10 protein-coding genes are annotated in these 14046 nt (G+C 41.9%); 7 read left to right on the forward strand and 3 right to left on the reverse strand.

Going from position 1 to position 14046, the window contains the following annotated elements; translation table 11 throughout:
• Nucleotides 1-92: 92 nt before the first annotated feature.
• Entirely contained in the window at nucleotides 93-1877 is a 1785-nt protein-coding gene (gene thiC, locus H9631_RS13655) for a phosphomethylpyrimidine synthase ThiC (RefSeq protein ID WP_191813676.1), read from the forward strand.
• A gap of 18 nt (nucleotides 1878-1895) precedes the next feature.
• Nucleotides 1896-2063, forward strand: a complete 168-nt coding sequence (locus H9631_RS13660) for a serine protease (RefSeq protein WP_191813678.1) — start codon at nucleotides 1896-1898, stop codon at nucleotides 2061-2063.
• 329 nt (nucleotides 2064-2392) lie between these two features.
• Here the strand turns inward: H9631_RS13660 and H9631_RS13665 are convergent, their stop codons facing one another.
• Complete coding sequence (locus tag H9631_RS13665) at nucleotides 2393-3589, reverse strand: MFS transporter (RefSeq protein WP_191813680.1); 1197 nt, start codon at nucleotides 3587-3589, stop codon at nucleotides 2393-2395.
• Nucleotides 3590-4245: 656 nt separating this feature from the next.
• Entirely contained in the window at nucleotides 4246-5574 is a 1329-nt protein-coding gene (locus H9631_RS13670; protein WP_191813682.1) for a Na+/H+ antiporter family protein, read from the reverse strand.
• 296 nt (nucleotides 5575-5870) lie between these two features.
• Between H9631_RS13670 and H9631_RS13675 the strand changes: the two genes are divergently transcribed.
• The 4 genes from H9631_RS13675 to H9631_RS13690 all read left to right on the forward strand — a co-directional run bounded on the left by H9631_RS13675 (nucleotide 5871) and on the right by H9631_RS13690 (nucleotide 11438).
• Entirely contained in the window at nucleotides 5871-7709 is a 1839-nt protein-coding gene (locus H9631_RS13675) for a sigma-54-dependent Fis family transcriptional regulator (RefSeq protein ID WP_318246811.1), read from the forward strand.
• A 368-nt stretch (nucleotides 7710-8077) separates the two neighbouring features.
• Nucleotides 8078-9064, forward strand: coding sequence for a thiamine pyrophosphate-dependent dehydrogenase E1 component subunit alpha (locus H9631_RS13680; protein WP_191813684.1), 987 nt, complete (start codon nucleotides 8078-8080; stop codon nucleotides 9062-9064).
• Nucleotides 9065-9085: 21 nt separating this feature from the next.
• Nucleotides 9086-10120 (forward strand): alpha-ketoacid dehydrogenase subunit beta, encoded by a 1035-nt coding sequence (locus H9631_RS13685; RefSeq protein ID WP_191813686.1) that lies wholly within the window; start codon nucleotides 9086-9088, stop codon nucleotides 10118-10120.
• Nucleotides 10121-10226: 106 nt separating this feature from the next.
• On the forward strand, nucleotides 10227-11438 hold the full coding sequence (locus tag H9631_RS13690) for a dihydrolipoamide acetyltransferase family protein (RefSeq protein WP_191813688.1): 1212 nt from the start codon (nucleotides 10227-10229) through the stop codon (nucleotides 11436-11438).
• A gap of 182 nt (nucleotides 11439-11620) precedes the next feature.
• Here the strand turns inward: H9631_RS13690 and H9631_RS13695 are convergent, their stop codons facing one another.
• Nucleotides 11621-12295 (reverse strand): B3/B4 domain-containing protein, encoded by a 675-nt coding sequence (locus H9631_RS13695; RefSeq protein ID WP_191813690.1) that lies wholly within the window; start codon nucleotides 12293-12295, stop codon nucleotides 11621-11623.
• 380 nt (nucleotides 12296-12675) lie between these two features.
• Between H9631_RS13695 and queG the strand changes: the two genes are divergently transcribed.
• A complete protein-coding gene (gene queG, locus H9631_RS13700; protein WP_191813692.1) occupies nucleotides 12676-13806 on the forward strand; it encodes a tRNA epoxyqueuosine(34) reductase QueG in 1131 nt (376 codons plus the stop codon).
• The last annotated feature ends 240 nt before the right edge of the window (nucleotides 13807-14046 follow it).

Below are 14046 nucleotides of genomic sequence, written 5' to 3' on the forward strand. Positions count from 1 at the left end.
TTATTATGGTTCCCGGCTTTTTTGTATTGTCTGCTCGGAATCCTGCCTATCAGATCTCGTCCTTTAACAAAAAATGAAGGGGAGAGTATCTAATGTCTATGTCGTTATCAGATGATAAAAGTATCGCCATCATGTCTAATTTTCCAAAGAGCAAAAAGGTATATGTGGAAGGAAACAAACCTGATATCAAGGTACCCATGAGGGAAATTGAATTGAATCCTACGAAGACAGAAGCAATAAAGGAGGATAATGCCCCGGTTCGAGTCTATGATACAAGCGGGCCTTATACCGATCCGGAATATACCGTTGATATTACAAAGGGTCTGCCTCCGCTTAAAAATCAATGGATTTGGGAGCGAGATGATGTAGAGGAATATGAGGGACGAGAGGTTAAGCCTGAAGATAATGGTTTAAAATCAAATAATGATCCAAAAGCAGAGCGGAATGTGTTTCCAGGATTAAAGCGAAGACCTATTCGAGCTCAGAAGGGAAAAAATATTACCCAGCTTCATTATGCAAAAAAAGGTATCATCACGCCTGAAATGGAATTCATTGCAATAAGAGAAAATCTAACGCCGGAGTTTGTCCGTGATGAAGTAGCAAAAGGGCGTGCCATCATTCCAGCTAATATTAATCACCCAGAGGCGGAACCGATGATTATTGGAAGGAATTTTCACGTTAAAATAAATGCAAACATTGGAAATTCCGCCGTAAGCTCTTCCATTGAGGAAGAAGTGGAGAAAATGACCTGGGCCACCCGATGGGGCGCCGATACAATCATGGATTTATCGACAGGTAAAAACATACATACAACTCGGGAGTGGATCGTCCGAAATTCCCCGGTTCCGATTGGTACCGTTCCTATTTATCAGGCTTTGGAAAAGGTGAATGGGATTGCAGAGGATCTCACCTGGGAGGTTTACCGTGATACATTAATTGAACAGGCAGAACAGGGTGTCGATTATTTTACGATTCATGCTGGTGTACTCTTAAGATATGTTCCATTAACAGCGAATCGAGTGACAGGTATTGTTTCCAGAGGTGGATCCATTATGGCGCAATGGTGCCTCTATCATCATAAAGAAAACTTTTTATATACTCATTTTGAAGACATCTGTGAAATTATGAAAGCATACGATATTGCATTTTCTTTGGGAGATGGATTGCGACCCGGCTCCATTGCGGATGCGAATGATGAAGCGCAGTTTGCGGAGCTGGAAACGCTCGGAGAGCTTACAAAGATTGCATGGATGCATGATGTCCAAGTGATGGTTGAAGGTCCGGGGCATGTTCCTATGCACATGATTAAGGAGAATATGGACAGACAGCTGGAAGCATGTCATGAAGCGCCGTTCTATACACTTGGGCCGCTTACAACTGATATTGCTCCTGGCTATGACCATATCACTTCCGCAATCGGGGCTGCCATGATTGGATGGTACGGAACGGCGATGCTATGTTATGTAACTCCGAAAGAACATTTGGGTCTCCCTAATAAGGATGATGTGCGTGAAGGAGTCATTACTTATAAGATAGCCGCGCATGCCGCAGATTTGGCGAAAGGACATCCGGGTGCTCAGATTAGGGATGATGCCATTTCAAAAGCTCGTTTTGAATTTCGATGGGAGGATCAATTCAATTTATCTCTGGATCCGGAGCGAGCAGTGGAGTATCACGATGAAACATTGCCTGCAGACGCAGCAAAGACGGCCCATTTTTGTTCTATGTGCGGCCCGAAATTTTGCAGTATGAGAATCTCACATGATATTCGTAAATATGCAGCAGAAAATGACCTCGATACACTGGAAGCCATTGAAAAGGGGATGAAGCACAAAGCGGCCGAATTCAAGGCAGCTGGTAGCAATATCTATCTATAGTTTTCTCGGAGGTGCATGATGAGCGTACAAAAAATAAAAGAAGAAATCCGACAGTTGGAACTACGCATCAAAAATCTGAATATCCGGGTCAAAAAGATTCAGCAATCCTGTCATCATCAATATGATGGGAGTGAATATTACGAAACCTGCAAAAAGTGTGGAAAAGTGAATGCCTTGTACTATTAGAGATAAGCTAAGGTTGATTCTAAGAATGGGGGAGAAGTTGTCTGTTCTTTTGCTTTCATTCAAAACAGTTATGACCAATGAGGAAAGACTCCCGTTATAACTGGTTAGCGGATAAAACGGGAACGGGATAGCCGTATAAAGCCTACCATCATCAGGATTTCGATTAAAAACAATCACTTTTGGTGAAGGTGGTTACCCCAAATGGAAATCAGTCGGAGAAAAGTGAACAAGATCCATTTTCTTCGACTGATTCAATTTAAGGCAGGATACCACTTGCAAAAAAGCAGAATTGACTAGAGGTTGCATCTCTGTCAATTCTGCTTGAAAGTCTATTTTAATGCTGGAGCTGCTTTTTTCGACAATTTCAGTCTCCTTTGCCACACTGATGATACAAACAATGTCACAGCAAGAACAATTAAACCGAGTAAAAACGGATAGATCATATGGATATCATAGATCATCCCTGCAATGAGTGGTCCAAGGACATTCCCGATACTCATATAGGCGTTGTTCATTCCCATAGCGAAGCCTTGCTCATTCCCGGCTAATTTCGAAATCAGCGTATTCAGGACAGGTCTTAATATGGACGTTGCCATGAAAATGATCAGTGTCACAACGAAAAAGAGTACATAGCTTGATGCAAAGATTGAAAATAAAAATCCGGCAGCTGAAACCGCCAAGAAGATATTCATCACTTTACCTTCACCCAAACGGGAAACAAGACGATCGACCACAAAAAGCTGAAGGATAACACTGATAATACCAGAGACAGTTACCATGAACGCTATTTTTTGTGGTGTGGCTTTAAAGGCATTATCGAGATAAAGACCGATAATTGATTCGTAAGCCATCAGGCCGAAGCTCATAACCAATACGATGATAAGTGGAATAAAATAGGGCTTGTGAATAGACTGCGCAAGTTTTTTTGCCATGGAATCTCCCGCAGTACTATCCCCCTGAACATTTTCCTCTTTACTCTCTTTAAGGACAATAATAGAAAAAACTGCAGCTACAACACCTACAATCGCTGATACAAGAAGCGGCATTTTCAGTCCATAGTCAGCTAAAAAGCCTCCGACACCAGGACCAACCACAATTCCTAGTGACATTGCAGCAGAAATATAACTGTTTCCTTTTGCACGCTGTTCGAGAGTGGTGATATCAGCTACATAAGCAAATATAGCCGGAATTAGCAGGGCTGCACCAATACCTCCGATAACACGCGAAAGGTACAAAATGCCAACTGAATTGGAAAAATAAAAGATGAACATGGAAAATGCTAATCCGCTCAATCCATAAATGATCATTTTTCTCCTTCCGTATTGGTCCGTCCATTTACCAGCAATCGGGGACATGATGAATTGCGCGCCTGCAAAAATAGCAATCATTAGACCAGCAGCCGTTCCGCCCTGGCCGATGGATACTAAATAGGCGGGCATAATCGGAATGATGATCCCAAAACTCCCAATAGCAATAAACATATTGATCATTAAAACAAATAACTTTCTTTTTTGATCAGGCTGCACCATAATCCCCTCTTTTCTTCTTCTACTTAAAACACAGCTTCTTAATATAACAATACACGGAGGGAAAAGTCAATAAGTTTTTTTGAATTCTTTTTTAACTTCATTCAGAGGAGGATATAGCCCGGCTGAAGCAAGGGAATTAGGATTTATTTTTGAATCACGGACAGTATTCTCTAGACATAGGACAGTAAGTGCTAAAATTCAGACAGTATTTTTGAATCACGGACAGTATTCTCTAGACATAGGACAGTAAGTGCTAAAATTCAGACAGTATTTTTGGATCACGGATAGTATTCTCTAGACATAGGACAGTATGTGCCAAAACTCAGACCGTATTTTTATATACTGTATCGTTTTGATCGAAAAATCTTTTATTGTACGGTACTGAATCTGAACAGTAGAAGAAAGATTTTAGTTCAACTTATATAGACATAGAAAAGCTTAATTTGAACTAAACATTTCATCTGACTTTCTTACTTTATAAAAATAGAGGCTGGGACATAACTAAAAAGATCAACCTAAAAGACGAATGATTTATAGAAATTAATAGCTTTAAACAAGAAAATCCGAACTGATTCAATTTCTCCTAGAAGAAATTTGAATCAAAGTTCGGATTTTCCTTTACCTAAAATGGTTCTGTCCCAGCCTCGGGTAACTTATAAAACGAGAGCTGCAATCATTCCGAAAATGAAAAGCGGAATATTATAATGAAGGAATGTAGGTACACAAGTCTCCCAGATATGATGGTGGCGCCCATCGGCATTCAGGCCGGCAGTTGGCCCGAGCGTACTGTCAGAGGCAGGGGAACCAGCATCACCGAGTGCTCCGGCAGTTCCAATCAAAGCAGCTGTTGCAAACGGAGAAAGCCCGGCAGCTGCACAAAGTGGAACATAAAGGGCTGCGAGAATTGGAATCGTACCGAAAGAAGAACCAATTCCCATTGTAATGACTAATCCGATGAGCAGCATGAAAAAGGCAAGCAACATGGGAGAGTCTCCTATGATACCTGTTGTTTTTTCCACAAGTTCAGTAACAGAACCTGTTTCTTTCAATACTGTCGCATAGCCTGAAGCTACGAGCATCACGAATGCGATCATTCCCATCATGCCAATTCCTTCCTGGACAACTTTATCTCCATCATGGAATTTAACGACTCTCGTAATGAACAAAATGACAATACCTGTCAATGCACCGAGAACGAGAGATTCAGAAACTATTTGAACGACTAACGCAGCAATGATGGCAAGAACAGTAAACGTATGCCCCATGCTCCAAGAAACAGAAGCAGATTTGTTGGTCATGTCTTCAGCCTTATCGAGTTCTGCGGGAGGCATTTGCATGGCTGGTTTGGAGACGCGATCTTTTCTATAAGAAATAAAGATGGCAATCAAAAGACCAACAATCATGCCTGATCCCGGAATCAGCATGGACAAGCTTACATCATTCATAGAAATATTCATCCCGTTGGAAATCATTTCATCGCGGATGATTCCATGGAAAAGCAACCCGAATCCGGCAGGAATCATGATATAAGGAGCCTTCAACCCGAAGGTCAACGCAGTAGCGACGGCTCTTCTGTCCAGTTTGAGCCGGTCAAATAAACCAAGAAGTGGTGGGATTAAAATAGGAATAAATGCGATATGCACAGGAACTGCATTCTGGGACAAACAAGCAATCCCAGCAATAGTCAGTACAAGTATCGTTTTTTTACCACTAAAGACTTTAAGCATTTGATTAACCAGCAGTGTCGTAATGCCTGAAAGACCGATCATAACAGCGAAAATCCCCAGCAAAATATAGCTGAGCGCTGTATTGGCCTGGCCGCCCATCCCTGAAATCATTAGATTCACAGAGTCAGAGAAATTCATTCCTGATACAAGGCCGGCAGTCAGGGAGGCGATGAGGATTGCAAATAAGACGTTCACACGAAGAAGACTTAATGCAACCATAACTATGACACTGATTATAACAGCATTAGTCACCATGACTTAACCTCATTTCTATTTTTTTATACCATACTCTATCATCCATATCACTCATGAAAATGTCAACGGTGAATTGTATGAAGTTCTAAATGCATGGGATCAACCTGAATCAGCACGAAAAGCATGGCCATAATCATACTACATCAAGAGTTACAGGGGAATTATGGCCAAGCTTCTTCATATGTACTTTATTTGTCTGCAATTTTTAATAGTTATTTCACGTTGTTGACAGGAAATTCAGCACGAATAGCGAAATTCTTTCTTAAATAGAAAACTTGGAAAGGCGGGGTGTGAGAGTGCTGGAGGTGCGGGATCCTTTAAAGAATTCTGTTTGGAGCCGGTTTGTTCAGGAAGGTGTTTTGGATGAAAGCAGGATTAATAAAAGAATTTCCGAGTCTTGGTATATTTGCCGTAAAGACGGGGTTAATCCGTACAATGGCAAAGGTGAAAAAATACTCCAACAAAAACAATTTGTCCAGCGAAAGAATGAACGAAATGATTTGTTGTATGTTGCTCTTCCATTAATTAAGAATCTGCAAAAAATTTTTGCTCAGACAAAGTCCTTATTCTTACTTGTTGATTCCGAAGGATATGTGCTCTATATGGATGGTGATCCATTGGCATTGGAAAAGGCAGGTGCCATCAATTTTATTGAGGGTGCAAAGTGGACTGAAAAAGAGGTAGGGACGAATGCTGTAGGAACCGCACTTAGGACAAGGGAGCCCATTACCGTCATCGGAGCGGAGCATTATGCAGTAGCTTCTCATTCCTGGGGATGTGCATCTTCGCCAATCCTTGGTGAGGATGGATGTGTTGAAGGGGTATTAAATATTTCATATCCGTTGGAATTTGGCGTCCATGAACAGATGCTGCCAGCTGTCGTATCCGTAGCTTATGCCATTGAGCAGAAACTAATAAACATTGCAAAAGATAAAGAACTTGAATTGATGCAATATGTTTTCTTCACAGAATCTCAAGATTCCCTTTCGCTTATCTGCAATGAGAAAGAAAAAATCATTTGGTCAAGCTCTCAGATAAAAAAAGAACGTTCTATTAATCAAGCTGCGTCACTTTTATCGGAACTCTTAAATGAAGGTTATTCCGTGATTCAAAAACAACCTGTCTACTCCCAAACCCAATATGATTTGATCGGATATAAAATAATATTGAAAAAAACGCCAATGGATGAAGGAACAAAGTTATTCGGGAAACCGGAATTTACATATGGCGGTGTTTGCGGTGAAAGTGAGAAGTTCCGGTCAGTCCTGTTCCAAGCCAAAAGAGCTGCCAGCTCTAATATCGCTGTCCATATAAATGGAGAAACAGGAACGGGGAAAGAGGTTATGGCCCGTTCCATCCACTTAAACAGTACTAGAAAACACGCTCCTTTTGTAGCCGTCAACTGCGGTACCTTTCCAAAAGAATTGATTGCCAGCGAATTGTTTGGATATGTCGGCGGAGCTTTTACTGGATCCAAGCGTGAGGGGCATAAGGGAAAGTTTCAGCAGGCAAATGGCGGAACCTTATTTTTGGATGAGGTCGCCGAAATAACTCAGGAGATGCAAGTAGCACTGCTAAGAGTGCTGGAGGAGAAAAAGGTTGTTCCTGTTGGGGGTACGAAGGCGATACCAGTTGATGTAAGAATTATTACAGCCACTCATTGTGATTTGGCTGAATTGGCCAGAAAGGGAGACGTAAGGGAGGATTTCTTTTATAGAATATTTGTCTATCCCATTTACTTGCCTTCTCTGCGTGACAGGGTTGAAGACATTCCTTATTTCATTAAGCACTATTGTCGTACGAATCATTGGACGGTGACTTTTCCAGATGATTTGCTAGATTATCTGGAAACGTATGATTGGCCTGGAAACATACGAGAACTGCAAAATTTTCTTGAGCGTCTGCGGCTTGAATGTGAATTAGGTCTTCCGACATTAACGGATGTAAAAAAGCTCCTTCACCCTGCCATTAAGAACATCAGTCATTCGGACCCGTTGACATACAGGGAGCAAATTGAAAAAGACAATATGATGAATGCTTTACTCGCCGCTGATGGAAATGTTACAAAAGCTGCAGAAAGGCTGAATATTTCGAGAAGCACTCTTTACCGAAGGATAAAGAAATTCAATTTGTAGTCATGAGAATAAGTGAGGCAAAATGAGACAGTGTATCATATCGTCTCATTTTTTATGAAAATCGGATGCCATCAGGTATCTGATTTTTTTTGTGAGTAAAAAAAGTATGACTTGTTATGGGAAATTTTATTCAGAAGAAGCTTTTTATTTGTCCGGCAGAGCCGTATCGGACGTACTAGTGCAGCGAAGCGGCGAGAGGTCGTGATTTGAGCCAGCCAGAGCTTACAATCGCTGCCTCCTCTTGATCGTCTTGTTTGCCTGTGCAGGGCATTGCGCTTTTTTATACAGTCTGGCATTTTTCAAAACTAATCATAGTTGGTACAAAATTTGCAATAATTTTAATATATAAAATGATAGGAGGAGAGGAAATGATGCTTTCAGCAACAGTCAGTTTAACAGAGCAAAAGGCTAAATGGATGTATGAAAAAATGTGTGAGATTCGCCAGTTTGAAGACAAAGTCCATGCCATTTTTCAAACGGGTGTACTTCCGGGGTTTGTCCATTTGTATGCAGGGCAGGAGGCTGTGGCAGTAGGTGTATGCGCCCACCTCGATGATAAGGACAGCATCACAAGTACTCATAGGGGACATGGACACTGCATCGCCAAGGGATGTGATCTAGATGGAATGATGGCTGAAATTTATGGAAAAGCAACCGGCTTATGCAAAGGAAAAGGCGGGTCCATGCATATTGCAGATGTGGAAAAAGGAATGCTTGGGGCAAATGGGATTGTCGGCGGCGGTTTTCCTTTGGCGGTTGGGGCTGCCTTAACGGCAAAGACACTAAATACCGATGCAGTGGCAGTTTGCTTTTTTGGAGATGGTGCCAATAACCACGGGACTTTCCATGAAGGAATCAATATGGCTGCTATTTGGAAACTGCCTGTTATTTTTGTTGCGGAAAATAACGGATATGCGGAAGCGACACCTTTTCATTATGCCTCCAGTTGTACAAATATTGTAGATAGAGCTGCTGCTTATAATATTCCGGGAGAGAAAGTGGACGGAAAGGATGTTATGGCTGTTTATGCAGCTGCGAAGCGTGCAGTCAAACGTGCTAGAAATGGTGAAGGACCTACATTAATTGAGTGTGTCACTTATCGGAATTATGGTCACTTTGAAGGGGATGCCCAGACTTATAAAACTGCTGAAGATAAGGACAAACATTTGAATGAGTTGGATGCCATTGCCTTGTTCCGTGAGTATGTCCAAACAAACGAGTTGATCAATAAAAATGAATTGGACAATATCGACATTCAAGTGCAAGAAGCTATGGACAAAGCAGTCAAATTTTCTGAAGAGAGCCCTTTTCCGTCAAAAGAAGATCTGTTAAAAGATGTTTATGTTTCTTATTAAAAATGATGGAGGCCGATAAAAATGACTAGAATGATTTCATATTCAGAAGCGATTAATGAAGCGATGAAGCTAGCCATGAGACGGGATGAAACGGTTATTTTAATGGGGGAAGATGTAGCGGGGGGCGCGGAAGTTGACCATTTGCAGGATGAAGATGCATGGGGTGGGGTCATGGGTGTTACGAAGGACCTTGTGACTGAATTTGGAAGAAACAGGGTGCTGGATACACCTATTGCTGAAGCCGGATATGTCGGTGCCTCTGTAACGGCAGCTGCCACGGGGCTCCGCCCAATTGCAGAATTAATGTTTAACGATTTTATTGGAAGCTGCTTGGATGAAGTGATGAATCAGGGGGCGAAGCTCCGTTACATGTTTGGAGGAAAAGCAAAGGTTCCACTGACAATTCGGACAATGCATGGAGCCGGGTTTAGAGCGGCGGCCCAGCATTCACAAAGTCTTTACGCTCTTTTCACCCATATCCCAGGGTTGAAGGTGGTCGTCCCTTCAACCCCAAGAGATGCCAAGGGACTGCTGCTAGCCTCCATTTTTGATGATGATCCTGTTATCTTCTTTGAAGATAAAACCCTTTACAATATGAAGGGGGAAGTGGAAGAGGACTTCTTCACCATTCCGCTTGGAAAAGCGGATATTAAACGTGAAGGGGAAGACCTCACCATTGTTGCTATTGGAAAACAAGTTCATACCGCATTGGAAGCGGCGGAGAAGCTTACTGAAAGAGGAATTGAAACTGAAGTGATTGATCCGCGAAGCTTGTCTCCACTTGATGAAGATACAATTTTAAACTCGGTAGCCAAGACAAACCGCATGATCATTATTGATGAAGCAAATCCAAGATGCAACGCCGCAACAGATATTTCTGCACTTGTGGCAGATAAGGGCTTCGATTATTTGGATGCTCCGATTAAAATGATTACGGCTCCACATAGCCCTGTACCGTTCTCACCAGCGTTAGAAGATCTATACTTACCTTCTCCAAAAAAGGTTCTACAAGTTGTAGCTGAGATGATCGGTGACGAAACAGTTGCAGTACAATAGTTGAAAATCAGTTCGCTGAAGCTTGCAAATGAATCTTAAAGCAGTGCGTGCTGTGTAATCGGGAAACAGCGCGCCTTTTTCTATATTAATACGAGGAGGGCGGAATATGGCTGTAGAAATCATCATGCCAAAGCTTGGAATGGGTATGAAAGAAGGAACTGTTGTTGAATGGCTTAAAAAGAAAGGCGACAAGGTGGAAAAAGGGGAAAGCATTGTGGTGATCAGTTCAGATAAAATTGAAAAAGACATCGAAGCTCCGGATAGCGGGGTCCTTTTAGAAGTGGCAGCGGAAGAAGATGATACGATTGCGGTGGGGGAAGCGATTGCTTATATTGGTGAGTCAGGCGAACAAGTCGGCTCAGCTGCAATAAGTGAAAAGCAACCTATTACAACTGTCAAGGAGGCGGCTGTTGCTGCGGAAACGACCACTGAACGTCCGCCAATCAATATGCAGCTTAAAGTAAGGGTTTCACCAGCAGCTAGAAAACTGGCAAAAGCAGCTGGAATTGATGTGAATACTATCAAGGGAACCGGACCACAGGGAAGAGTGACCAAAGAAGATATCGAGAAAATAACTCAAAAACAAGAGCAAGTAGCTGCTGAATTAAAATCCGCAGAAGTGAATGGAAGTGAGGCTGTGACGACCAAGCAGGTCACTGGGATGAGGAAAGTCATTGCCGAGAGAATGATATCCAGTATTCAACAAAGTGCTCAGTTGACCATTCATATGCGTGCGGATGTGACGGAAATGCTCGCGTTGCGCAAAAAGATCAATAATGGACGTGAGAGTACTCCATTGACTGTGACTGATTTTATTGCAGGGGCTGTAGTTCAGGCACTTCAAAAACATAAAAATATGAACAGCACCTTCGAAGATAATATCATTCATATCTATGATTCCATTCATTTGGGAATGGCAGTAGCTTTGGATACCGGATTAGTGGTTCCGGTCATTCGGCAAGCGGAACAGTGTTCAATGGAGGAAATTTCTAATCAAATTAAAGAGGTAAGTAGGAAGGCGAGGGAAGGGTTGCTTGAAAGTGATGAAATGAAGGGTTCCACTTTTACGATTACAAGTCTTGGAGCATCAGGGGTTGAGTTTTTTACCCCCATCTTAAATCCGCCGGAGGTTGGGATACTGGGTGTTGGTTTAATAGTGGATACACCTGTATTTGTAGGGGAGGAACTGAAACGGCAGTCGATGCTTCCGTTGAGCTTGACTTTCGATCATCGCGCAATTGATGGAGTTCCGGCAGGCGAATTTTTGATGACTATCAAAGGGCTGTTGGAAAACCCTTATGAAATGCTGATTAAATGATCTAAATCGTTAAATTGAAAATATGAATAGTTTGTGACAATGGTTGCTGAAATGTGTCGAGTTTTGTATAATGAATTTTGCATGCAACGAAATGTATGCTTGAGCAGCTTGATGTTGCTCCATACATAACCTTTTACTAACGCAGTGTTTCGTTCCAATGAAGGACGAAGCACTGCGTTTTTCTATTTTTTAGATGTCAGGATATAGCTTTGAGCGTTGCCGCCGTTGATATGAGTGAACATAGAGGCGAGTGATTCTACAAGTTTCTGCGCATTATGTAATTCTATCTTTGGTGAAAGATAGGCGATTTGAAGAGCATTCGTTGTACTTGTTGTGACGGCCGTCCTGGTTGAATCCACAAAAGGGCTGCCAAATGGCCCGGCATCATCGGCTGTGATAAGTAAATTTTCCGCATTATTTTTTCGCCCGTTCAGCCCCTCATATAGTTCTTCTGGCATACCTTTCCGAAGCTCGGTATCACCTTTAATTTGATTTTTGTCATAAATGCCCAACGGAATTCTGTATTCAAGTGAAAAGAAATTATTAAGGTCTGTTGCTGAATTCAGGGATGGAAGAAAAGTTTGTTTTTTCACTCTTCTATAAAGTGCTTCTGCTGAATGTCTGTAGCGGTTGGGATCTTTGCCAAGCTTTTTAAAAATAGCTCTCCACTCCCTGATTTCTTCATAATCGGTTATGTTCTTATCTTCAAGCTCGAAATAGGCATTTTCCTGAAAAAGACGCAGTCTGCCTTTTAACATTTGCGGCGAATCCCCAATTGTAATATTCTCATATTGTATAACGCCGATCTTGAGGTCAGGTATGATATCGTATAATGATGAATTTACGGTTACTTCCAACGTTTTCACCTCCAAATTTCGTTTCAATTAGTTTATCATATAGTTGCGGTTATGACAGTTGGGCCAAATCGTTTTTTACTATAGATGATACCACCAGAAAGAGTCAGAGCGAGTATCTGTGAGAAAGAAGTCACCAAAGCGTTCAGGATATATCCGAAAAAACGGAACAATCATTTTAACTTCATGCAGTAGAAGTCTCCCACTTATGTAAGTGTTGAGATGAAAGTAGCATTCCATTGAGTGGGATTCAAACCTTGGCTGAATAAAGCTAAGATCTCGAATGCCGCAGAGGTTCAGAGGAAATTTATCGGGCCAGGTCAGATAAAATCTGGGCGCAAATACCAGGGCGCATTGGATAGGAAAGGAGGTAGCTTTTATTTATGGATTATGAAGCACTGAAGGAAGAGATTATTGCTTATAGTAAGAAAATCGGAATTAGCAAAATCGGTTTTACAAGTGGTGATCCTTTCATTGAAATGAAAAATCGGCTTATAAGACAGGAAGAGCTGGGCTACCAATCAGGTTTTGAACATAAAAACATTGAAGAACGGACACATCCTGAGCTCATTTTTGACGAGCCCCGTTCCATTATCGCTATTGCCCTAGCGTATCCTTCGAAAATGAAAGATGCTCCACGTGGTGAACGCGGATCGAGAAGGGGCATTTTCTGCAAAGCATCGTGGGGAGTAGACTATCATGTATTAGTTCGTGAAAAGCTGGAGCAATTGGCTTCTTTTATTGATAGCAAAGCTGATAACGGCAGGTTTAAGCTGATGGTTGATACAGGCGAGTTGGTTGACAGGGCTGTGGCGGAACGGGCAGGAATCGGCTGGAGTGGAAAAAACTGCTCGATTATTACTCCTGAATTCGGGTCATATGTATATCTTGGTGAAATGATAACAAATCTTCCTTTTGCTCCAGATGAGCCAATACAGGATCAATGTGGTGAATGTACGAAATGTCTTGATGCATGTCCAACGGGGGCGCTAGTGCAGCCAGGGCAGCTTGATGCCCAAAGATGCATAGCTTTCCTTACTCAGACGAAAGGTGTCCTGCCAGATGAATTTCGTGATAAAGTCGGAAACCGTCTATATGGATGCGACACATGCCAAACTATTTGTCCTAAAAATAAAGGGGTTGATTTTCATCTGAACCCTGACATGGAAGCAAATCCTGAGATTGCAAAACCTCTGCTCCAGCCTCTCCTTGACATATCTAATCGAGAATTCAAAGAAAAATATGGAGAGGTTTCGGGATCATGGCGGGGCAAAAAACCCATTCAGCGTAATGCGATCTTAGCTTTAGGACATTTTAAGGAACAATCAGCTGTCAGGGATCTGGTCAAGGTTCTAAATGAAGATGTAAGACCTGAAATCAGAGGCACAGCTGCCTGGTCACTTGGTAAAATTGGAGGAGAGCAGGCTAAAGAAGCACTGATCCGTGCACAGGCCGAAGAAAACGATTCGCTTGTTTTAAAGGAAATTAATAAAGGTCTTCAGCTTTTAGAGTAAGAGTTTTTTCCATTCAATGGGGTTTCAACCCCGAATGAATGAAGTAAAGCGGATATTTATTGGGCTAAGCTTAGATAAAATCTGGGCGCAAATAGCCAAGGTGCATTTGATATACAAATCATGAAAACAAAACCGCGTAAAGTTTTTAAAACGGATTTTACGTGGTTTATTTATATAGGCCATGTCTTTTTCAATGAGAGCATCTGATCAAAGGCGGCGAAGTCATATCAAAAAATCGTG

The organism is Bacillus norwichensis (assembly GCF_014836955.1).
Taxonomy (GTDB): domain Bacteria; phylum Bacillota; class Bacilli; order Bacillales; family Bacillaceae_C; genus Siminovitchia; species Siminovitchia norwichensis.